We start from the raw sequence: 22,369 nt of genomic DNA, 5'->3' as shown, positions 1-22,369 counted from the left end.
GCGCTCAGTCCTCCATTGCCTCCAGCTCGTCGATGAAGCCCGCAATCATGCTCAGCCCCTTGTCCCAGAAGGCGGGGTCAGAGGCGTCAAGGCCAAAGGGCGCCAGCAATTCCTTGTGGTGTTTGGACCCGCCCGCCTTCAGCATGTCAAAATACTTCTCCTCGAAACCCGGCAGGCCCGAGGCGTAAACGGCATAAAGCGCATTCACCAACCCGTCACCAAAGGCATAGGCATAGACGTAGAAGGGCGAATGGATGAAGTGCGGGATATAGGCCCAGAAGGTTTCATACCCGTCCATGAATTCAAACGCATCGCCAAGGCTCTGCGCCTGCACGCTCATCCACAGGGCGTTGATGTCATCCGGGGTCAGCTCGCCTTCGGCGCGGGCCGCGTGCAGCTTGCATTCAAAGTCATAGAAGGCGATCTGGCGGACCACGGTGTTGATCATGTCCTCCACCTTGCCCGCCAGCAGGGTCTTGCGCTCTGCCGGGGTTTTCGCCCCGTCCAGCAGCTTGCGGAAAGTCAGCATCTCGCCAAAGACCGAAGCCGTTTCCGCCAGCGTCAACGGGGTCGAGGACAGCAGCTCGCCTTGCCCGGCAGCCAGAACCTGATGCACGCCGTGGCCCAGCTCATGCGCCAGCGTCATCACATCGCGCGGTTTGCCAAGGTAGTTGAGCATGACATAGGGATGCACGGTGGTCACGGTCGGGTGCGCAAAGGCCCCCGGCGCCTTGCCCGGCTTCACGCCCGCGTCGATCCAGCCCTTGGTGAAGAACGGCTCGGCCAGCTCGGCCAGCTTGGGCGAGAAGGCGGCATAGGCCCCAGTCACCGTGCGGCGCGCGCTGTCCCAATCCACCAGCTTCGGGCTTTCGGCGGGCAGCGGCGCGTTGCGGTCCCAGACCTGCAAGGTCTCCAGCCCCAGCCATTTGGCCTTCAGCCGGTAATACCGATGGCTCAGCTTCGGATAGGCGGCAACCACGGCATTGCGCAAGGCCTCCACCACCTCCGGCTCCACATGGTTCGACAGATGCCGCCCGGTCTGCGGCGTTGGCATCTTGCGCCAGCGGTCATGGATCTCCTTTTCCTTGGCCAGCGTATTGGTGATCCGCGCGAACAGCTTGATGTTCTTGTCAAACACCGCCGCCAATGCCCGCGACGCCGCCTCGCGCTTGCTGCGCTCCGGGTCGGTCAGCAGGTTCAGCGTTGCTTCAAGGTTCAGCGGCTCGTCCTCGCCCGCCACGGTGAAGGTCAGCCCGGCCATGGTCTCGTCAAACAGCCGGTTCCAGGCTGCCGCCCCCACCGTGCTTTGATCATGCAGGAATTTTTCCAGCTCGTCCGACAATTGATAGGGGCGCATCGCGCGCATCCGGTCGAACACCGGCTTGTAGCGCGCCAGATCGGCATTGGCCGCCAGCAAGCCGCTCAGCGCCGCCTCGTCCAGTCGGTTGAATTCCAGGCTGAAAAATACCAGCGGCGTGGTGAAGCTGGTGATGGCATCCTGCGCATCGGCCATGAATTTGGCGCGCTCGCTGTCCATCGTGTTCTGGTAATAGCGCAGCCCGGCATAGGACATGATGCGCCCGGCAATCACGTCGATCTGCTCATAGGTCTGCACACACACCAGCAGTGCTGCGGCATCCAGATCGGCCAGCTTGCCTTCATAGCGCGCAGCGAAATCGGCGCAGGCGGTTTCCAGCCAGGCCATGTCGCGCTCCAGCTCAGGCGCGTCCGGGGCCGGATAGAGGTCGGTCAGATCCCAATCGGGCAGGGATCCAAGACCGCCAGAGGCGGCATGAGCATCGAAAACCGGGCGGGGCAGCGGAAGCGTCATCGGGGAAACCCTTGTGCATGTCTTTGCCTGACATCTAGGTCTGCGCTCCCCCCAAGCGCAACCCTTGCTGCTTTCATCTTGGTTCAAATATCCATCTGCGTTTGCCGCAGCAGCGCGGTCAGGCTGTCCAGCGTGTCGATCTCGGCAGCGGTCTTGTCCTGCCGCCAGCGCAACATGCGCGGAAAGCGCAGGGCGATGCCGGATTTGTGGCGCGGGCTGGCCTGGATGCCTTCAAACCCGATCTCGAACACCAGATCGGGCGGCACCCGGCGCACCGGGCCAAAGCGTTCCAGCGTGTTGCGGTTGACCCATTGGGTGATGGCGGCAAATTCGGCATCGGTCAGGCCGGAATAGGCTTTGGTGAAGGGCACAAGCGCATTGCCGTCGCGCACGGCAAATGTGTAATCGGTATAAAGGTTTGCACGACGGCCATGGCCTGCCTGCGCATAGATCATCACCGCATCGACGCTATAGGGATCGAGCTTCCATTTCCACCAGTCCCCCCGCTTGCGCCCGGTGAAATAGGGCGAGGCGGCGCGTTTCAGCATCAGCCCCTCGGCCATCTGGCCGCGCGCGCCGGCCCTGATCTCGGCAAGGCCCGCCCAATCGGCAATCGGGATCAGCGGCGGGGCGCTGATGGCAAGGCCGGGCGGCAGGGCTGCCAGCAGCGCCTCCAGCCGGGCGCGGCGCAGGCTAAAGGGCTGGTCGCGCAGATCCTGACCCGCCTCCTCCAGCAGATCATAGGCCAGCAGATGCGCCGGCGCGGCCGTGAGATGCGCTTTCGACAGGGTCTTGCGCGCGATGCGGGTTTGCAGCGCGGCAAAGGGCAGCGGTTTGCCCGCGCGCATGGCGATGATTTCACCATCCATCACCGTGCCTTCGGGCAGAAAATCGGCAAGCGGGGCAAATTCGGGAAAGCGGTCGGTGATCAGCTCTTCCCCGCGCGACCACAGGGCGAAATGGCCAGGGCGATGCAGGATCTGACCACGGATGCCATCCCATTTCCATTCGGCACGCCAGTCCTCGGGCGGGCCAAGATCGGCGGGATCGCCCTCAAGCCCCGAGGCCAGCGCGAAAGGATAGGGCTGCGCGCCCGGCGTATCGCTGCCTGCAACCAGATCGGCAAAGCGGGTGGTTTCCGGCCGCCAGTCGCCCATCAGGCGATGCGCCAGCGTGGCCTCGTCCACCCCGGTTGCCGCCGATAGCGCCTTGGTCATCAGGCCCCGGCTGACCCCCATGCGAAAGCCGCCGGTGATCAGCTTGTTGAACAGCAGACGCTCTTCGGTCGGCAGGCTGTCCCAGATCGCCAGCACCGCCGCGCGGCGTGTGTCTGCGGTCTGACCGGCAAGGGCTGACAGCGCGGTGATGGTGTCAGACAGGCTGGCCCGGCTGTGCGCGGCGGGCGGCGGCAGCACCAGCGCGATGGTTTCCGCCAGATCCCCCACCACATGATAACTTTCCTCGAACAGCCACAGCGGCAGCCCTGCCGCCTCGGCGGCCCAGAGCCGCAATTCGGTGGCGGTCGCCGCGCGTTTGGGGCGGCGGCCTGACAGAAGGGCGATGGTCTGCACCCGGTCGGCGTCGGGGGCCTCCTGAAAATAGGCGGTGAGGGCGGCGATCTTGGCGCTGGTTCTGGTCGTGCCATCCAGTGCTGCGAACAGGGCGGCAAAGCGGTTCATCGCAAGCCCTCCGCCAGCAGGACCGGGCAAAACACAGCGCACATCATGCGGCCCCATCTTCGGTGTCGGCAGAGGGCGGCATCGGGGTTGCCACGATCTGCGCATCATAGCCCTGTTCCAGCAGCCATGTGCAGAAGGCCGAAGTATAGCCATGGGTGACGAAGACCCGGCTGGCCCCGGTGGCGCGGATCGCTGTATTCAAGCCGGGCCAATCGGCATGATCCGACAGCACAAAGCCGGTGGCATTGCCCCTGCGTCGGCGGATGCCGCGGATTGCCATCCAGCCCGAGGCAAAAGCTTCGGACCTTGGCCCGAACCGCGCCGCCCATGCGCTGCCAAGCGCCGAAGGTGGTGCTATGACCAGCGCGCCGGGATGGGTCTTGCCACTGACATCGCCGGTGGCATGCAGCGTCTCGGGCAGGGCATAACCTTGCTGGCGCAGGATGCGCGTCGTCGCCTCCACCGCGCCGTGGGTCAGGATCGGGCCGATCGGCGTCAGCGCCGCCATCAGCCGCTGCGCCTTGCCAAGCGCATAAGCCCCGATCACAGAAACCCGGCCTTCGCGGGCGTTCTGCGCCCACCAGCCCATGATTTGCGCCGCAACCGCCTCCTGGTTCTGCCAGCGGAACACCGGCAGACCAAAGGTGGTTTCGGTGATGAAGGCATGGCAGGGGACCGGCTCGAACGGCTCGGCCAGCCCGTCGGGTTCAACCTTGTAATCACCCGACACGACCCAGACCTCGCCGCCCCGTTCCAGCCGGACCTGCGCCGATCCCGGCAAATGGCCTGCCGGGTGAAAGCTGACCCGGATGCCATTGATCTGGACGGCCTCGCCATAAGCGGCGGTTTGCACCGCAATCTCGCCCAGCCGGTGCTGCATCACCGGGGCGGTGCCGATGGTGCAAAGATACTGGCCATGTCCGGGGCGGGCGTGATCGGAATGGGCGTGGGTGATGACCGCGCGCGGCACCGGACGCCAGGGGTCGATGAAAAAATCACCTTCCGCGCAATAGATCCCCTTGTCGGTGAAGGTCAGCAAAGGCGCGGTGGGCATGGTGGGCCTTTCCTGTCTGCCACGGCAGGGCAACGCGGCGCGCGCCCGGTGGTTCCGGGGGCCGCCGCCTCGGCCCATCCTGTGCGCTGCGCGGCCTTGGGCGCAAGCCTGTGCCGACATTTGGCGCAAATTGCCGAAACTGGCACCACATCGCCGCTTCAAAGGGCTTTGGGGTGGATTTGGTGCCAAGTTTTGCACAAAAAATGTGCAGACGCGCGGAATCTTTGCGAAGAAACCCGGACAATGCCGTCAAAGCCATCTTTGTATCTTCCCACCCCGGAATCCCGCTGCTTAACTGAACGGACGTAAAGCCGGGGGGTGGCTTCCAGTGACGAGCTATTTTAACGAAATGTATGACAGCGGGGCCGTGCGCCCCCCGTATATGCGCCTTGAAGACTGGATGCGCATGATGCCTGCGGAGCTCAGGCAGATGAAACAAGCCGAGGCAGAGGCGCTGTTCCGCAGGATCGGCATCACCTTTGCCGTTTACGGCGAAGGCGGCGACCCGGACCGCCTGATCCCGTTCGATATGTTTCCCCGTGTGTTCACCGCGTTGGAATGGGCGCGGCTGGAGCGGGGCATCAAACAGCGGGCCCGTGCGCTGAACGCGTTTCTGGTCGATGTTTACGGGCGGGGCGAGATTGTGAAGGCCGGGCGCATCCCGGCGCGGCTGGTCTATCAGAACGAGGCCTATGAGAAGGCCGTGGTCGGCTTTGTGCCGCCGAAAGGTGTCTATTCGCATATCGTCGGTATTGATCTGGTGCGCACCGGCCCCGATGATTTCTTTGTGCTGGAGGACAATTGCCGCACGCCCTCGGGGGTCTCCTATATGCTGGAGAACCGCGAGATCATGATGCGCATGTTCCCCGATCTGTTCCGCGAAAACCGCATCCAGCCGGTCGACAGCTATTCCGAACGGCTGCGCCGCACGCTGGCCAGCGTCGCGCCCGCCAAATGCAACAGCGAACCCACCGTGGTCCTGCTGACGCCTGGGCATTTCAACAGTGCCTATTACGAACATTCCTTCCTTGCTGACCTGATGGGGGTCGAACTGGTGGAAGGGCAGGATCTGTTCGTGGAGGGCGAATTTGTTTATATGCGCACCACCGAAGGCCCGCGCCGGGTGGATGTGATCTACCGCCGCATTGATGATGCCTTCATTGATCCGCTGTGCTTCCGCCCCGATTCCATGCTGGGGATTCCGGGGCTGATGGATGTTTACCGCTCGGGCGGGGTCAGCATCTGTTCCGCGCCGGGGGCAGGGGTGGCCGATGACAAGGCCGTCTATACCTATGTGCCGGAAATGATCCGCTTTTATCTGGGCGAAGAGCCGATCCTCAAAAACGTGCCCACCTGGCAATGCGCCAAGGAGGACGATCTGAAATATGTCCTCGACAAGCTGGACGATCTGGTCGTGAAAGAGGTGCATGGATCGGGCGGCTACGGCATGCTGGTCGGGCCGAAATCCAGCAAGGAACAGATTGAGCAATTCCGGCATCTGATCCAGTCGGATCCCGGCAATTATATCGCGCAGCCGACTCTGGCGCTGTCGACCACCCCAACCTTCGTGGCCGAAGGCATCGCACCGCGCCATGTCGATCTGCGGCCCTATTGCCTTGTCGGCGAAAGCATCGACCTTGTGCCCGGCGGGCTGACGCGGGTGGCGTTGAAAGAGGGCAGCCTTGTGGTGAACTCGTCGCAGGGTGGCGGGGTCAAGGATACCTGGGTGTTGGCGGAGTAAGACCATGCTGAGCAGAACGGCCGACAACCTCTACTGGATTGCCCGCTATATGGAGCGCGCCGATATCGCCGCGCGCCTGCTGGAAGTGGGATCGCGCATTTCGCTGCTGCCCTCGGTGCAGGGCTATCGCAGCGAATGGGACAGCTTGCTGCAATCGTCGGGCACGGCAGACGGGTTTGCCAAGAAATATGGCGACCCGGTGCAGCGCAATATCGAAAGCTATCTGTTCTTTGACCGCGACAACCCCTCGTCCGTGGCCAGTTGCATCACCTCGGCGCGGGAAAATGGCCGCATCGTGCGCACCGCGCTCACCTCGCAGGTGTGGGATGCGCTGAATACCGCCTTTCAGGAACTGCGCCAGCTGGAGCGCACCCCGCGCAGCGAACTCGACCTGAGCCGCCTGACCGATTGGGTGATGCGCCACGCCGCCATGGTGCGCGGCGCCATCGACGCCACGCTGCTGCGCAACGATGGCTATAACTTCCTGAATATCGGCTATTATCTGGAACGGGGCGACAATACCGCGCGCCTGCTGGACGTGAAATATTACGTCCTGCTGCCCCGGCTGGATTTTGTTGGCTCGGGCTTTGACAATTACCAATGGACGACGCTGCTGCGCGCCATGGGGGCACAACGCGCCTTCCACTGGGCCTATGGCGGCGACGTGACGGCGGCCAAGATCGCGGATTTCCTGATCCTGAACAGCCAGAGCCCGCGCTCGCTGATCACCTGTGTGGCCGGCGTGAACAATCACCTGATGCGTCTGGGCAAGCTCTATGGTCGGCAGACCACGGCACAGGGCAAGGCGCAGGCGATGCTGGCCGAGTTGGAAACCACCAGTGTCGAGGCGATTTTCGACGAGGGCCTGCACGAGTTCCTGTCACGCTTCATTGGCGAATCTGCGGTTCTGGGGCATATGGTGCATGAATGTTATCTGAGCGGGGATGTGCGTTGATGCAGCTGATCGTCGATCATGTGACCCGATACACCTATGATCAGCCCGTGCGCGGCGTGGTGCAAAGCCACAGGCTTTCCCCGGCCAGCTACGAGGGGCAAAACGTGCTGGAGTGGCAGGTCGAGGTCAGCGACGGGCTGGTCGGCGGTACCTTCCGCGATGGCGCAGGCGACCGGATCCAGTGCTGGTCGGTGCAGGGCCCGGTGAGCGAGATCACCGTGCGGGTGCGCGGCATTGTCGAGACGCGCGATATGGCAGGCGTGCTGCGCGGCCACCGCGAGTTGGTGCGCCCCGAGGTCTATCTGTGCGATACCCTGCCCACACGGGTGGACGGGGCGCTGGTCACCCTGTCGGAGGCCGCCGAAGGCATCGAAAACCCGCTGGACGCCGCCCATGCGCTGGCCGCCGCCGTGGCCGAGGCGATTGCCTACAAACCCGGCGTGACCACGGCGCGCACGACGGCGGCCGAGGCGCTGGGGCAGGGCGAAGGGGTGTGTCAGGATCACGCTCATGCGCTGATCGCCGTGGCCCGCCATCGCGGCATGCCCGCGCGTTATGTCTCGGGTTATCTTCACGCCACCGAAGACGGCGTGCCGCATGAGGCCGCCCATGCCTGGGCGGAAATCTGGGTGCCGGGTCTGGGCTGGGTCGGGTTCGATGCGGCCAACCGCTGTTGCCCGGACGCGCGCTATATCCGGCTCGGTTCCGGTATGGATGCACAGGACGCAGCCCCGATCCGCGGCACAACCCGCGGTCCGGGCGTGGAAAGCCTGGATGTGACGGTTGCGGTTCTGTCAGCACAGCAATAATGTTGCCGCCACACAGCTGATACGGAACCAGATATGACCTATTGCGTAGGCCTTTTGCTGAACGAGGGCATGGTGCTTCTGTCCGATACGCGGACGAATGCCGGGCTCGACAATATCTCGACCTATCGCAAGATGTTCATCTTCGAAGACCCCGGCGAACGGGTGATCACCATCCTGACGGCGGGCAGCCTCTCGGTGACCCAGACAACCATCGCCCGGCTGCGCGAGGCGATCGAAGAGCCGGATGCCGATGGCGAAACCTCGATCCTGAAAGCGCCCACCCTGCTGAAGGTGGCCGAAATCGTCGGCAATATGCTGGCCGCCGTCGGGCAGGAAATCAGCGACAAGATGAATGCCATGAAGCAAAGCGCCTCGGCGGCGATGATCGTGGCAGGGCAGCGCAAGGGCGGCGCGATGCGGCTGTTCCTGATCTATCCCGAAGGCAATTTCATCGAGGCGACGGAAGACACGCCCTTCCTGCAAATCGGCGAACATAAATACGGCAAACCGATTCTCGACCGGGTGGTGCGGCCCGATACCAGCCTGGCCGATGCCCAGAAAGCGGTGCTGCTGTCGATGGATTCGACGCTGCGCTCCAATCTGTCGGTCGGCATGCCGCTGGATCTGGTGGTGATCGAACGCGATGCCTGCCAGGTCACCAGCCGCCGCCGGATTGAGGCAGGCGACGAACAGTTCCGCGCCATGAGCGAGGCCTGGTCTAAGGCGCTGCGTGATGGCTTCGTGCAGATCGCCCTCTGATCAAGCAGGGCCCCCGCCCCCTCTTGCATTTTGCCCAAATACTCACCTCGCGCCGGATCCGCCATTCCGCCGGTGGGGGCGCATCCATGGCAATGCCGTCCAAGGGGCTCGATGCCCCGCCGGACGGCGCCCATCTCAGGCATGGGCCTCGAACAGCGCGGCGGCGCTGTGGTGAAAGCGGTCGCGGTGCGGTGCCGTTTCCATGATCACCTCATGTTCCGCCCGCAGATACAGGTCCAACCGGCCTCCAGGCCAGCTTGCCATGCGGCGGCGGATGCTGCGCGGGCAGATGATGCGCTCGCGCGTTCCCAGCGCCGTCACGGCGGGCAGGGCGGGCGAGGCCAGCATCGCCAGCGCCTTGCATTCACTCAGCGCGGCATGCAGCCAACTTAGCGACGGCCCCCCCAGCGCCAGTTCGGGATGGGCGGTCACATGCTGGCGCAGCCACTGGAACATCTCGGCATCGCGGGTCAGCAGATTGCGGCGAAAGCTGACATGGCTGATGTAACTCTGGCGCGAGGTGGTCGGGGTCAGCCGATGCCCCAGTCCACGGTCATGCGCCAGACGTGACACGGTGGCGGCCAGCGGCTGCAAGGTCGGGAGCAGCTGGATGCCCCACATCGGCGCCGAAAATACGGCGCTGCGCACCGGCAGCCCCTCGTGCAGGGCGCGCAGCGCGATGCAGCCGCCCATGGAATGACTGATCAGATGCAGCGGCTCGGGCAGATCCAGATTCCGCGCCAGCGCCAGCAGCGCCTGCACATCCTGCTGATAGTCCCGAAAATCTGCCACATGGCCGCGCAACGGATCGGGGTGCAGCCGGTCCGACAGGCCCTGGCCCCGCCAGTCGATCACCAGCAGATGCCAGCCCTGCGCGCCAAGGGCGGCGGCGGTCGGGCCGTATTTCTCGATATATTCCGACCGGCCCGGCAGCAGCAGCACGGTGCCGCGCGCTGCCCCCGGCGGCGGCCAATGGCCCGCGCGCAGGCGCAGGCCATCGCGCGCGGTGATCCAGAAGGCGCTTCCGCCCTCAGGCCCGCGCGCAATCTCCGCAAAAAGCGGTGCGGATTGCATCAGCCGAGTGCAGCCCCAAGCTGCATTGCCAGACCCATATTGCCATCCACCGACAGTTTGCCGGTCATGAAGGCCATGGTCGGGTTCATTTCGCCGTCCAGAATCGCGCGGAACACCTCGGCTTCGGCGGTCAGGGTCACATCGGCGGCCTCATCGGCGGCGCGCACCCCGGCGCTGTCGATCATGATGGCCCCTTCGCCGGGGATCACGAATTTCGCCACACCGTCAAAGCTGGGCACTTTGGCCGACAGGGCGGTTACGGCGGCGCTGATCACTTCACTCATGGTAGTCTCCTTCTTCCCCGAAACGTGAGCAGAGGGTTATGGCATTTCCTCCGGGCTCAGCTACAGTGGAAATCATGAAAGCGGCGTTTATGTTACACAATATTGTCGTAGCGGCATTTCTGCTGATCTTTGGCAGTTACGCTGCGGCGATGGCGGGCGAGGCCGAGGACAAGGCTGCGCTGGATCGGCTTTTTGCCGAATTGCAGCAGGCTGACGCACAGCAGGCCGGGCGGATCGAGGATGACATCTGGCGCATCTGGTCGCGCTCCGGTTCGCCCGCGATGGATCTGCTGCTGGAGCGTGGGCGCAAGGCGATGGAGCAGGGCGATATCGAGGCCGCGACCGATCACCTGACCGCACTGACCGATCACGCCCCCGAGTTTGCCGAAGGCTGGAACGCGCGGGCGACGGTGTTTTTTCACGCCGGGCGCTATGGGCAATCGGTGGCCGACATTCAGCGCACGCTGGTGTTGAACCCGCGCCATTTCGGGGCGCTGGCGGGATTTGGCGCAATTCTTGAACAACTGGAGCGTAAACCGCAGGCGCTTGAGGTTTACCGCGCCGCCCTTGCTATACATCCGCAGATGCAGGGGGTATTGGACGCGGTGAAGCGCCTGGAGGCCGAGATCGCCGGGCAGGAACTCTGATCGGCGGCAGACATGGCAGCGCAAGGACGGGTGACGGCGGTTCTCGGGCCGACGAACACCGGCAAAACTCATTACGCCATCGACAGGATGCTGGGGCACCGCACCGGGGTCATCGGCTTTCCGCTGCGTCTGCTGGCGCGCGAGGTCTATGACCGCATCGTGAAGGCGCGCGGCCCCTCGGTGGTGGCGCTGGTCACCGGCGAAGAGCGCATCGTGCCGGAGCGTACGCAATACTGGGTCTGCACCGTCGAGGCGATGCCGCAGGAAATCGGCGCGGATTTTGTGGCGATTGACGAAATCCAGCTCTGTGGCGACCCGGATCGCGGCCATGTCTTCACCGACCGGCTGTTGCGGGCGCGGGGCCTGCTGGAAACCATGTTTCTCGGCTCCGATTCCATGCGTCCGGCCATAGCCGCGCTGGTGCCCGGCACGCAATTCGTGCGGCGCGAGCGGTTTTCGACGCTGACCTATTCGGGATCGAAGAAGATCAGCCGGATGCCTGCGCGCTCGGCCATCGTCGGGTTTTCGGTGGATGAGGTTTACGCGATTGCCGAGCTGATCCGCCGTCAGAAGGGCGGCTGCGCCGTGGTGATGGGCGCGCTGTCGCCGCGCACCCGCAATGCGCAGGTGGCACTCTATCAGAATGGCGATGTGGATTATCTGGTGGCGACCGATGCCATCGGCATGGGCCTGAACCTTGACATCAAACATGTGGCCTTTTCGGCGACTCACAAATTTGACGGGCGGCGGATGCGCCCGCTGTTCCCGCATGAGCTGGGCCAGATCGCGGGCCGGGCGGGGCGGCATCTGGAACCGGGCACCTTTGGTGTGACCGGCGATACCGCGCCGCTGGACGAGGATCTGGTCTCTGCGATCGAGGAACATCGCTTTGCCCCGGTGCGCAAGCTGATGTGGCGCAACGAACAGCTGGAGTTCGGCTCGGTGCCGCGGCTGATTGCCTCGCTGGAGGCATCGACCGAAAACGAATGGCTGACCCGCACCCGCGAGTCGGATGATCTGGAGGCGCTCAAGGCGCTGTCCGATCTGCCGGAACTGCGGGGCCGTCTAGGCAGCCCGCAGGCGGTGCGGTTGCTGTGGGATGTGTGCCGCATTCCGGATTTTCGCAACACCGGCGGCGGCGACCATGTGCAGCTGTTGCAGCGGATCTTCGGCTTCTTGCAGGATGGGCGGGTGCCCGCCGACTGGCTGGCGCGGGCGATCGCGCGCATTGATCGCAGCGATGGGGATATTGACGCCATCTCGAAACGTCTGGCCTATATCCGCACATGGACCTACGTTGCGCAGCGCAAAGGCTGGGTTGACGACGAAAGCCATTGGCGCGACGAAACGCGCGCTGTAGAAGACCGACTGTCGGATGCGCTGCACGCACGTCTGACGCAACGATTTGTCGACCGGCGCACGTCTGTGCTGATGCGCCGGTTGAAACAGAAGGAGAGCCTTGTGGCTGAGGTGAATGACAAGGGTGACGTGATGGTCGAGGGCGAATTCGTCGGCCGTCTGGAGGGATTCCGCTTCCGTCAGGATGCTTCGGCCTCGGGCGAAGAGGCGCGGGTGATGCGGCAGGCTGCCGTTCAGGCGCTGCGTCCCGAATTCCATCTGCGGGCAGACAAGTTCTACAATGCCCCCGATACGGAAATGGATTTTACCGAACAGGGCGGCCTGATGTGGGGCGGCACGGCGGTGGGCAAGCTGATTGCCGGATCCGAGGCGCTGAAACCGGCGGTCGAACCTTTCGTCGATGAAGACGCCGGGCCGGAGGTGTTCGAAAAGGTGCGCCGCCGCCTGCAACACTTCATCGACCGTAAGATTGCTGCGCATTTCGAGCCGCTGCTGGCCCTGGGCCGCGACGAGACGTTGCAAGGTCTGGCGCGCGGTTTCGCGTTCCGTCTGGCCGAAGGTCTGGGCATCGTGACGCGCGAAAGCGTGGCCGATGATGTGAAAGCGCTGGATCAGGATGCGCGCTCGGCCCTGCGCAAGCATGGGGTGCGCTTCGGCCAGTATACGATCTTCATGCCGCTGCTGTTGAAACCCGCGCCGACCCGGCTGCGGCTGGTGCTGTGGTCGCTGGCGCATGGGTTGCAGGAATTCCCCGAAAGCCCGCCTCCGGGCCTCGTGACCATTCCGAACATCCCGGATGTGCCGAAGGATCATTACACACTGGCGGGCTATCGTCCGGCAGGGGCGCGGGCGATCCGCATCGACATGCTGGAACGTCTGGCCGATCTGCTGCGCGCCAAGGACAGCCGCGCCGGGTTCGAGGCGACGCCCGACATGCTGTCGATCACCGGCATGACGCTGGAACAGTTTGCCGATCTTATGGCCGGGCTGGGCTACAAGGGCGACAAGGCCGAGCGCGTGAAACAGCGTCTGGTCGAGCCGCCGAAGCTGGCCGAAGGCGAGGTTCCGGCCCCGATTCCCGAAGAGGTTTCGGTTCTGGCGCCGCCGCCGGTCGACGAGGCCGCCGTAGCGGATGAAACTGCCCCGGCGCCCGAGATGGAAAGCTTCTACACCTTCACTTGGGCCCCGCGCCCGCGGGGCGGCGAAGGCCGTGGTCCGCGCCGCGAGGGTGCGCCGCGTGACGGGCAGGGCAATCGTGGCCCGCGCCCCGAAGGTGCTCCGCGCAACGAAAACCGGGGCGAGCGTCCGAATCGCAGCCCGCGCGATGCCAAACCGGCCGAGGGTGGCGAGCGTCCGCAGGGCGACCGTGGCCCGCGTCCCGAAGGCGGCAAGCCGCGCCATGAGGGCAAGCCGCGCCACGACGGCGGCAAGCCGGATCATCGCGGCCCGAAAGGCGGCAAACCGGATCGCGGTGGCAAGGATCACGGCAAGGGCGGCAAGACCTATGAGGCCCGGCCCCCGCGCAGCGAAAAACCCATCGACCCCGACAACCCCTTTGCCGCATTGCTGGCGCTGAAGGGCAAAGTCTGATTGGCGAAGTATCGGCCTGATATGCTGGATCGTCAGATGGCCGGGCAGGCCGCCCCTGCCCGCGCCACCATCCGACTGGACAAATGGCTGTGGCAGGCGCGGTTTTTCAAATCGCGCCGCATGGCGATTGAAGAGATTGCCGAAGGCCATGTGCGGCTGAACGGCAATCGCATGATGAAGCCGGGCCATTCGGTCGGGGCAGGGGATACACTTACCTTTCCGCTGGATGGCCGGATCCGGGTGATCCGGGTGCTGGATGTCGGCACGCGGCGCGGCCCCTCGGCCGAGGCCCTGCGGCTCTATCGTGATCTGGATGCGCCAGAAGGCAACGCTTCGCCGCTTGAATGATCGGGCGGCTTGCTCTAGCTAGACCCCGAACACTCAATTCCGGGGCTTGCCCATGACCTATGTCGTGACCGACAACTGCATCGCCTGCAAATATACCGATTGCGTCGAAGTATGCCCGGTGGACTGCTTCTACGAGGGCGAAAACACGCTGGTCATTCATCCTGATGAATGTATCGACTGCGGCGTGTGCGAACCGGAATGCCCCGCCGATGCCATCCGCCCGGACACCGAGCCGGATATGGACAAATGGGTGGAGTTCAATCGCAAATATGCCGAACTCTGGCCGGTGATCACCCAAAAGCGCGATCCGCTGCCCGAGGCGACCGAGCGCGATGGCGAAAAAGACAAGCTGACGAAATACTTTTCCGAAAATCCCGGTGAAGGCAGCTGATCTGCGCCGGATCATGGCCTGATTCGAGCGGTTTTTGGGTGACGCAGCGGCAGTTGCGTAAGAAACTTGCATTTTTTGCATGGCAGGACTGCGGCGGTAGAGTTTGCCGCAGTTGGAATCAGGCCAATTTTGTGTTATGCAATAGTCATAAAACCAAGCATGGATGCCTGACCAACGCCTCAGGACTGCTCGCCTGAGACGTGATTTCTTGTGACAAAACGCCCTCGGCGCCGGAGCGAAAGCTTCCGGTCGGGGGATTTGTTGTCGGAATCGGGGTCCCTGCGCATGAGGAAGCCGCTGGAATGACCAAGACCAAAAAGCCTGACTTTCGCCCGAACGAGTTCGTTGTCTATCCGGCCCATGGCGTGGGCAAGATCATCTCGATCGAAGAGCAGGAGATTGCCGGGCTGCATCTCGAACTCTTTGTCATCTCGTTCGAGAAGGACAAGATGACCCTGCGGGTGCCGACGCACAAGGCGACGGAAATCGGGATGCGTCAGTTGTCCACCCCGGATGTCGTGAACAAGGCGCTGGATACCCTGAAGGGCAAGGCCCGCGTCAAACGGGCGATGTGGTCGCGCCGCGCGCAGGAATATGAACAGAAGATCAACTCGGGCGATCTTCTGTCGATTGCCGAAGTGGTGCGCGACCTGCACCGCACCGACGATCAGCGCGAACAAAGCTATTCCGAGCGTCAGCTGTATGAAGCGGCGCTGGAACGCCTGACCCGCGAAGTCGCGGCGGTTTCGGGCGCGGATGAAGCGCAGGCGCAGAAAACCGTTGATTCGGTGCTGACTTCGCGCGCCGCCTGATCACCGCGATCTGACCAGAGACAAGCCGCCCTTCGGGGCGGCTTTTTCATGCCGGGATGAGCAGGGCCGTGGCGGTTGCCAGCGCCGCCAGCTCTGCAAGCTGTTGTGACGCGCCCAGAATATCGCCGGTCTGCCCGCCGATCTTGGCCACCGCCACCCGCGCCAGGATCAGGCTGCTGCCCGCCACCGCCAGCGCCATCGGCAGGGCCACCGTGCCGGTGCAAAGCCCGGCACCAATCAGGGCCACAGCGCAGCTCAGCGCAGCGGCGCGCGCCGTCGGGCGGCCCACGCTGTGCGACAGGCCTTGGCCGCGCGCATTGGGCAGCAACGCCAGCAGCACCGCCATCGGCGCACGGCTGAGGGCGGCGATCGCCAGCAGCACTGGCCAATGCCCCGCCGCCAGAAGGGCCGCCACGGCAGACCAGCGCGCCAGCGTGGTCAGCAGCAGCGCCATGACGCCATAGGTGCCGATATGGCTGTCCTTCATGATCTCCAGCCGCCGCGCCTTCTCCCAGCCGCCCCAGAGGCCATCCGCCGTATCGGCCAGCCCGTCTTCGTGCATCGCCCCGGTGGTCAACGCCGCACAGGCCAGCGCAAGCGCTGCGGCAAGGCCGGGGCCAAGGCCGACGACCAGCGCTAGCAGGGCAGCGGCGGTCGACAGGGCGCCCATACCAAGCCCGGCCAGCGGCCAGGCCCAGACCGCAGGCGGGGTGGCAAAATGGCGGGGCGGCGGCAGTGGCAGGCGGCTGAGCAGGGCAAAGGCCGCGCGCAGATCGTCCAGCAACTGCGACAGCCTGTCGCCGGAGTCGGTGTTGCGCATCGGGATGCCCTTTCCGGGATGGTTTTCAGCCAGAACAATCGGTAGCCAAGGCGCAACCGGGGTTCAATCGAGGATATGATGATGCCTGCGCCTTTCTCTACGTTGTCCGACTTTCGCGCGCTGTTGCAGGCGCTGCCGCGACCCGATGCCGAAGCCGAGGCCGCGGCCCGCGCGCGCAATGGGCAATTGACCAAACCGCCCGGTGCCCTGGGACGGCTGGAGGATCTGGCGATCTGGTATGCGGGCTGGCGGGGCGTGGCGCGGCCGAGCCTCCTGCGGCCTCAGGTCATCGTGTTTGCGGGCAATCATGGGGTGACGGCGCGCGGCGTGTCGGCCTTTCCGGCCGAGGTCACGGTGCAGATGGTTGCCAATTTCCGCGCAGGCGGGGCGGCGGTCAATCAACTGGCCAAGGCCTTTGGGGCCAGCATGTCGGTGCATGAGCTGGAGCTGGAGCGCCCGACCGCAGATTTCACCACCGCCCCGGCGATGAGCGAGGCAGAGCTGCTGGCGGCGCTGGCCGTGGGCTGGCAGGCGGTGGATGTTGAGGCCGATCTGCTGGTGGTGGGTGAAATGGGCATTGGCAACACCACGCCCGCAGCCGCCATGGCCTGTGCGCTGTTCGGCGGCACGGCGGGTGAATGGACGGGGCGGGGCACCGGGGTCGATGACGCGGGGCTGGCGCTCAAGACCCAGGTTGTGGCCGAAGGGCTGGCCCGCCACCCCTCGCGCGACCCACTGGAAGTGCTGCGCTGCCTTGGCGGGCGCGAGATTGCCGCGATGGCGGGGGCCATTGCCCGCGCCCATGCCGAGCGGATTCCGGTGATTCTGGATGGGTTTATCTGCACGGCGGCGGCAGCGGTTCTGGCGCTGTCGGCCTCGGGGGCGCTGGATCATTGCGTGGCGGGCCATGCCAGTGCCGAAGGCGCGCATCGGGCGCTGCTGTCCAAGCTTGGCAAGGCGCCGCTGCTGGATCTGGGGCTGCGGCTGGGCGAAGGCTCTGGTGCTGCGCTGGCCATCGGTGTGCTGAAAGGGGCGATTGCCTGCCATTCCGGCATGGCCACCTTTGCCGAGGCCGGGGTGTCTGACGGCTGAGGCGGCCTATTCGGCAGCCTTTGGCGCGCGCAATTCATCCTGATCGTCCAGCAGCGCGGTTTGCAGATCGGCGTCAAGCTGCCGGGCGCGGGCAATATAGGCCGCGTTCAGATGCGTGGGCTGGCCCGGCACCCAGAGCGCCGCCAGATCCCGCATCGCCGCGCGGTCCATCTTGTAATAGATCTGGCTGAGCTTGGCGGCCTCGTATTCGGTGAAGCCCATGTTTTCCAGCACATAACGCCCGGCGCGCACCGAACTGTCAAAAGTTTCGCGCACGATGTCATTCGCGCCCGCCTGATACAGCTCATAGGTGTGAACCCGGTCGCGGGCGCGGGCGACAATATGCAGATCGGGCCGGGACTTGCGGGCAAACTGGATGATGCGGATGGCATTGGCCGGATCGTCCACCGCCACCACCAGCACCTGCGCCTCGGCCAGCCCGGCGGCCTGCAACAGCTCGGGGCGCGAGGGATCGCCGAAATAGCCCTTCACGCCAAAGCGGCGCATCCGGTCGATTGCGGCGGCATCGGCATCCAGCACCACCGTCGTCAGCCCGGCAGAGCGTGCCAGCCGGTTCACCACCTGACCAAAGCGCCCGATCCCGGCAATGATCACCGGGCCGGTCTCGTCGATCTCGTCCGGCGGGGCATCGCTGATGCGGCTGGCATGGTGATGGGCAAGCCTGCCATAAAGGATGAACAGCAGCGGCGTCAGCAGCATGGACAGGCTGATGACCAGCAAAGCCCGCTGCGCCTGCGCGTCTGGCAGGATGCCTTGTGTCACGGCAAAGCTGACAATCAGAAAGCCGAACTCGCCCGCCTGTGCCAGTGACAGGGTGAACAGCATGCGGTCGCGGCCTTTCAACCGGAACGCCAGCGCCAGCGCATACAGCACCAGCGCCTTGGCGGCGATCAGCGCGAGGGTCAGCGCGACAATGCGCAGCGGCTGCGCCAGCAGCAGCGAGACATCCATGCTGACCCCAACGGTCATGAAAAACACGCCGAGCAGGATGCCCTTGAACGGTTTGATATCCGCCTCGATCTGGTGGCGAAACTCCGAATTGGCCAGCACGACCCCGGCAATGAAGGTGCCAAGCGCAGGCGAAAGGCCAACGAGGATCATCAGAAAGGCAATGCCCAGCACCATCAGCAACGAAATGAACGTGCTCATTTCCGGCAGGCGCGAAGCATGGACAAAGCGGAACACCGGGCGCGACAGGAAATGCCCGGCCAGCACAATTGCCAGCACGCTGCCCAGCGTGAGGCCGGTGACCACCCAGCCGGGCTGCGATTGCACCAGCGACAGCAGCGGCTCTGCCGCGCCTTCGGCAGCGGGCTGTGGCGTGGCCCGCGCCGCCATCAGAGGTATCAGCGCCAGCATGGGCACCACGGCCATGTCCTGCGACAGCAGCACCGCAAAGGCAGAGCGGCCCCCGCCACTGCGCAACAGGTTCTTTTCAGACAGCGTTTGCACCACAATGGCAGTGGAGGAGAGCGACAGCAGCAGGCCCAGTGTCAGCGCCACCTGCCAGCTTTCCCGCATCGCCATCAGCAAGCCGGCGATCAGCAGCGCAGTCAGCACCACCTGCAAGCCCCCAAGCCCCAGCAGCCGGTGCCGCATGTCCCACAGGGTGCGTGGCTCCAGCTCCAGCCCGATCAGGAACAGCATCATCACCACGCCGAATTCGGCAAAATGCTGAAGATCATGGGTTTCGGATCCGGCCAGCCCCAGCGCCGGGCCAAGCACCAGCCCCGCCGCCAGATAGCCCAGCACCGAACCCAGCCCTGCGCGCACCGTCAACGGCACGATCAGGACCGCAGCGCCAAGATAAAGCGAGGCTTGCAGCAGAAAGCTTTCCATCGCGGCACTATTGGGAACTGCGGGCCGCATGGCAATCGGGGAAGCTGCGGTCGTGAACATCCGCAGCGGCTTTGAAACAAAGCGTGTGGGGGATCAGCCCTTGGGCATTTGCAGGGCGACCATGCGGTTGCCCTTCTTGTAGCGCAACTCGCTGTCGGTGATTGCGGCAACCGTGCCACCATCCACGCGGTCGCCCACGCGCACCTTCTTGTATTGGCCCGAGGAGGTGCGGATCAGCGCATAACGCTTCGACGCCGTGCCATAGACGCCGATCAGGTTGGTTTTGCCAAGGTCGATGGCATTCACGAAGGTCGCGTTCTTGGCGACCGAGGCTTTGGTGGGGATCTTGGGCGCCTTGGCGGCGGCGGCAACCTCGGGTTCGTCATCCGCTTCGGGGGCGCTGCGTTTGGTCGGGCGGGCGGCGGGTTCCGGCTCCGGTTCGGGTTCCGGGGCCGGTTCGGCCTTGGGCGGGCGCACGGCGGCGGCCACGGCGGCTTCGACCGCGCGCGAGAAATCCTTGGGCCGTTGCGGCGGGCGGCGCGATACGGCAATGGCCAGCGGGCTGATCGGCCCGGCCTGCACGGCATTTTGCACGCTGGCCTCCCCTTGCGGCGCGGCGGCCAGCGCTTCGGCGGCGGCGGCGGCGGAAAGGGAGGCGGCTTCGGCCACAAGCCGGGCTTCTTCATCAAGGCGGCGTTGTTCGGCTTGTGCCGTGATGGCGGCGGGGCGGGCGCGGGGTTTCAGGCTGACCATGCGGCTGGCTTCGGGGATGGCCAGCGCCGCATCATCCGCCGGTGCCGTAGCGGCATCGGGGGCGGCGGGGGCAAGCCCCTCCGGGCGCGCGCGCGGGCGGAACCCGGCCAGTGCCGGATCGGCATAGGGGGCGGGGGCCGCACCCTCGGCGGGGGCACTGGCTGCAGCATCGGTCGTCGGCGTGGCCGCCGGGGCGGCGGCAAGCGCCGCGATGCTGGCCGGGCGCTGCGGCGGCACCACGGGCGGCGGCCCGGCCACAAGGCGCACGCCATCGGGCGTCACGATGCCTTCGGCGGTGGGTTTGATCAGCCCCTGTGCATCGAATTCATACTGGGTGCCAAAGGGCGGTGGCGGCGCGGGTGGCTGCGGCAGCGCATCCGCCGTGGTCTGCGGCGCGGTCAGCGCCAGCGCATCCACCGCAGGCGGCGGCGTGTCCATGGTGGAGAGGATGATTTCATCCTGCGCACCGGGCAGCAGCACAGGGGCGGCCCCGGTTGCGCTGCCCGCTTCGGGTGTAGGCAGCGCCATCGCGGTATCTTCGACGGGGGCGGGCATCTGACCATCGGCCAGCGCCTCATCCTCGGGCAGCGTCACGCCATCGGCCGCCGCCTCGTCGATGACATCGGGGGTCGGCTCGGCGCTGGTTTCGGGCGTGGCCGCAACGCCCGCCACCTCAGCGGCCTCGGGGGCATTGCCGCGCGCGATGTAGAACGAGGACCAGGCGGCAAGCGCCGCCAACAACAGCAGTAGTCCAATGGTCAGGATTAGCCCAAGGTAACGGGGCTTGCCGCGCTGCGACAGGGTTTTAGCCCGGAACGGCACCGAGGTTTCCGCGCCCGGCGGCGGGGGGGCCACCAGAGTCTGCGCAGCTTTGGTGGGCGTGGGCACCGATTTGGCGCGTTTGCCGCCCAATCCGGGGATCGTCGGCGCGGTGACCATCGGTTTGGCCGGTTTGGCCGCCGAAGCGGGTTTGCTGGCCCGGCTTGCCGGGGCGGCACCCAGAGTGGCAGCCCCGTTGCGGGCAGCAGCGCGGGCGGCCTGAAACGCAGGCGCGATCGGCGGCGGTAATTCGCTATCCAGCGCCGGATCGTCGGCCAGAATCGGGTCATAGGTCTGCGGCGCGGCGGCGGCACTGGCCAGCGGCGGCGGCGACAGCGGCGCAGGCGGGGCCTTGCGATGCGCCGTCACCGAGGTCATGGCGACTTTCGGCGCGACCGGCGCTGCCGGAGGCTCTGGCGGCAATTCGGCCAAGGGCAATTCGGCTTGTGACGGTGGCGGCGCAGGCGGGGCCACGGGCGGCATTTCGGGCGCTGCTTCCATCGGCGGCTGCACCCGGCTGCGGCGCGGTGGCGCGGGCGGCGGTGTCAGCGGCGGCGGAGCCTCCGGCTCGGACCGGCGGCGCGAGTTGAAGGCGGGCGGGGCGGCTTCAACGGGCGGCTCTGCCACGGCAGGGGCGGGCGGCACCGGCGGAATGACCACCGGCGCTTGCAGGACTGGCGGCGGCAGCACAGGCGCTGGAGGTTCCGGGGCCACAGCAGGCGCAAAGGCGGGATCGGGCAGGATGCCTTCAGGGGGCGTGTCGAAGGCCAAAGCCGCTTGCGTATCATCGGCGCGCGCCGCCGTCGCCTCGGGCATCGGCTCCGCTTCGGGGGCGGCAATCGCGGTGTCATATGGCGCGGCGTGGTCTGCGACCGGGGGGGCAGGCTCAGGCTCCACAACGGGGGCAATCTCGGGCAGCACGGCCTCGGGCAGTTCCGGCGCGGCGATTGCGGCGGCCACAGGATCCGGCATCACAGGATCTGGCGCAACCATTTCCGGCACACTCATGTCCGGCGCGGGCCGGTCGGTGCGATGGGGGGCGTCGCGGCTGATGACCTGCACCGGTTCGTGGTCGCGTTCCACGATGTCACCGGGCGGCAGCAGGGTTGCGGCCAGGGCAGAGGGGCCGAACCAGGGTTCACCCGCAAACTGCGCCGGATCAGGCTGCGCCACAAAGGACACCGGGTTCAGCCGGTATTCGGTGGCAAAACCCTCGGCCTCGGCCAGCGTTTCACGCGCGACCACCGCCACCTGCACATCCGGTCCGTCGCCAGACCAGTCGAACACCAGATCGTCGACCGCATAGGGCGTGCGCCCTTCCAGCGCGCGGCGGATCTGTTCGTCGCGGCGCTGATCATCCGGCCCCGGGGCCTCGAGCGTCAGGTAAAGGATCTGATCATTGGGAATGATCACCTTCGCGGTCATGCCATGCGGCGCAAGGCCAAGGGCCGAGCGGCGCAGATAACTCAGCGCATCGGGCAGATCGGGCGCATCAAGGCCGGTGGCCCCGATTTCCAGCCAGCCCCGCGCCGTGCGGTGCAACAGGCCGATGCTGTCGGAGGTGATGTTCAGGGCGAAATTGGGTTTCATTGCACAGGTCTAGCACAGCTTGGGGAGGCGCGGGGAGTCGCTCGCGCGGCGCGACCCATGCACTATAGCAGCTTTCCGCCGAATGAAAGAAAAACACCCGTG

18 protein-coding genes are annotated in these 22,369 nt (G+C 65.5%); 10 read left to right on the top strand and 8 right to left on the bottom strand.

The features are described from left to right. Window positions 1–4: 4 nt before the first annotated feature. From KM031_RS05140 to KM031_RS05130, 3 genes are all read right to left on the bottom strand, one after another. A complete protein-coding gene (locus tag KM031_RS05140) occupies window positions 5–1,831 on the bottom strand; it encodes a M3 family oligoendopeptidase (protein WP_215503467.1) in 1,827 nt (608 codons plus the stop codon). Window positions 1,832–1,914: 83 nt separating this feature from the next. Continuing rightward, window positions 1,915–3,510 carry an ATP-dependent DNA ligase gene (locus tag KM031_RS05135; protein ID WP_215503466.1) on the bottom strand — a complete coding sequence of 532 codons (1,596 nt, stop codon included), beginning with the start codon at window positions 3,508–3,510 and terminating at the stop codon, window positions 1,915–1,917. A gap of 43 nt (window positions 3,511–3,553) precedes the next feature. Further along, entirely contained in the window at window positions 3,554–4,564 is a 1,011-nt protein-coding gene (locus KM031_RS05130) for a ligase-associated DNA damage response exonuclease (RefSeq protein ID WP_215503465.1), read from the bottom strand. A gap of 349 nt (window positions 4,565–4,913) precedes the next feature. Between KM031_RS05130 and KM031_RS05125 the strand changes: the two genes are divergently transcribed. The 4 genes from KM031_RS05125 to KM031_RS05110 are packed head-to-tail and all read left to right on the top strand — an operon-like array spanning window position 4,914 to window position 8,828. After that, window positions 4,914–6,305, top strand: a complete 1,392-nt coding sequence (locus KM031_RS05125; protein ID WP_215503947.1) for a circularly permuted type 2 ATP-grasp protein — start codon at window positions 4,914–4,916, stop codon at window positions 6,303–6,305. 4 nt (window positions 6,306–6,309) lie between these two features. Next, window positions 6,310–7,260: an alpha-E domain-containing protein gene (locus KM031_RS05120; protein ID WP_215503464.1), complete on the top strand. Its 951-nt coding sequence runs from the start codon at window positions 6,310–6,312 to the stop codon at window positions 7,258–7,260. Then, the gene (locus KM031_RS05115; RefSeq protein WP_215503463.1) at window positions 7,260–8,069 is read left to right on the top strand and encodes a transglutaminase family protein; all 810 of its coding nucleotides are present in this window, start codon (window positions 7,260–7,262) and stop codon (window positions 8,067–8,069) included. The genes KM031_RS05120 and KM031_RS05115 overlap by 1 nt, the downstream gene beginning before the upstream one ends. A 33-nt stretch (window positions 8,070–8,102) precedes the next feature. After that, on the top strand, window positions 8,103–8,828 hold the full coding sequence (locus KM031_RS05110) for a proteasome-type protease (RefSeq protein WP_215503462.1): 726 nt from the start codon (window positions 8,103–8,105) through the stop codon (window positions 8,826–8,828). A 135-nt stretch (window positions 8,829–8,963) separates the two neighbouring features. Here the strand turns inward: KM031_RS05110 and KM031_RS05105 are convergent, their stop codons facing one another. Together KM031_RS05105 and KM031_RS05100 are read right to left on the bottom strand one after the other, a co-directional pair. Further along, window positions 8,964–9,902: an alpha/beta fold hydrolase gene (locus tag KM031_RS05105; protein WP_215503461.1), complete on the bottom strand. Its 939-nt coding sequence runs from the start codon at window positions 9,900–9,902 to the stop codon at window positions 8,964–8,966. Then, a complete protein-coding gene (locus KM031_RS05100; protein WP_215503460.1) occupies window positions 9,902–10,186 on the bottom strand; it encodes an SCP2 sterol-binding domain-containing protein in 285 nt (94 codons plus the stop codon). Before KM031_RS05100 ends, KM031_RS05105 begins: the two co-directional genes overlap by 1 nt. An 89-nt stretch (window positions 10,187–10,275) precedes the next feature. On the opposite strand from KM031_RS05100, the gene KM031_RS05095 reads away from it, so the two are divergent. The 5 genes from KM031_RS05095 (at window position 10,276) to KM031_RS05075 (ending at window position 15,333) form a co-directional block, all read left to right on the top strand. Then, complete coding sequence (locus KM031_RS05095; protein ID WP_371879006.1) at window positions 10,276–10,833, top strand: tetratricopeptide repeat protein; 558 nt, start codon at window positions 10,276–10,278, stop codon at window positions 10,831–10,833. Between the two features lie 12 nt (window positions 10,834–10,845). After that, window positions 10,846–13,782: a helicase-related protein gene (locus tag KM031_RS05090; protein WP_215503458.1), complete on the top strand. Its 2,937-nt coding sequence runs from the start codon at window positions 10,846–10,848 to the stop codon at window positions 13,780–13,782. Between the two features lie 21 nt (window positions 13,783–13,803). Then, window positions 13,804–14,130, top strand: coding sequence for an RNA-binding S4 domain-containing protein (locus tag KM031_RS05085; RefSeq protein WP_246566785.1), 327 nt, complete (start codon window positions 13,804–13,806; stop codon window positions 14,128–14,130). Between the two features lie 52 nt (window positions 14,131–14,182). Further along, window positions 14,183–14,521 carry a ferredoxin FdxA gene (gene fdxA / locus KM031_RS05080; protein WP_215503457.1) on the top strand — a complete coding sequence of 113 codons (339 nt, stop codon included), beginning with the start codon at window positions 14,183–14,185 and terminating at the stop codon, window positions 14,519–14,521. A gap of 302 nt (window positions 14,522–14,823) precedes the next feature. Then, the gene (locus tag KM031_RS05075; protein WP_215503456.1) at window positions 14,824–15,333 is read left to right on the top strand and encodes a CarD family transcriptional regulator; all 510 of its coding nucleotides are present in this window, start codon (window positions 14,824–14,826) and stop codon (window positions 15,331–15,333) included. Between the two features lie 46 nt (window positions 15,334–15,379). Here the strand turns inward: KM031_RS05075 and KM031_RS05070 are convergent, their stop codons facing one another. After that, the gene (locus KM031_RS05070; protein ID WP_215503455.1) at window positions 15,380–16,153 is read right to left on the bottom strand and encodes an adenosylcobinamide-GDP ribazoletransferase; all 774 of its coding nucleotides are present in this window, start codon (window positions 16,151–16,153) and stop codon (window positions 15,380–15,382) included. A gap of 81 nt (window positions 16,154–16,234) precedes the next feature. On the opposite strand from KM031_RS05070, the gene cobT reads away from it, so the two are divergent. Continuing rightward, window positions 16,235–17,245, top strand: a complete 1,011-nt coding sequence (cobT, locus tag KM031_RS05065) for a nicotinate-nucleotide--dimethylbenzimidazole phosphoribosyltransferase (protein ID WP_371879005.1) — start codon at window positions 16,235–16,237, stop codon at window positions 17,243–17,245. A 6-nt stretch (window positions 17,246–17,251) separates the two neighbouring features. Here the strand turns inward: cobT and KM031_RS05060 are convergent, their stop codons facing one another. Both KM031_RS05060 and KM031_RS05055 read right to left on the bottom strand, forming a co-directional pair. Then, window positions 17,252–19,105, bottom strand: a complete 1,854-nt coding sequence (locus KM031_RS05060) for a monovalent cation:proton antiporter-2 (CPA2) family protein (RefSeq protein ID WP_215503945.1) — start codon at window positions 19,103–19,105, stop codon at window positions 17,252–17,254. A gap of 93 nt (window positions 19,106–19,198) precedes the next feature. Next, window positions 19,199–22,267, bottom strand: coding sequence for a translation initiation factor 2 (locus KM031_RS05055; protein WP_215503453.1), 3,069 nt, complete (start codon window positions 22,265–22,267; stop codon window positions 19,199–19,201). Between the last annotated feature and the right edge of the window lie 102 nt (window positions 22,268–22,369).

It is taken from the genome of Gemmobacter fulvus, from assembly GCF_018798885.1.
Classification (GTDB): Bacteria; Pseudomonadota; Alphaproteobacteria; order Rhodobacterales; family Rhodobacteraceae; genus Gemmobacter; species Gemmobacter fulvus.
This window is presented reverse-complemented; position numbering and strand designations above follow the sequence as displayed.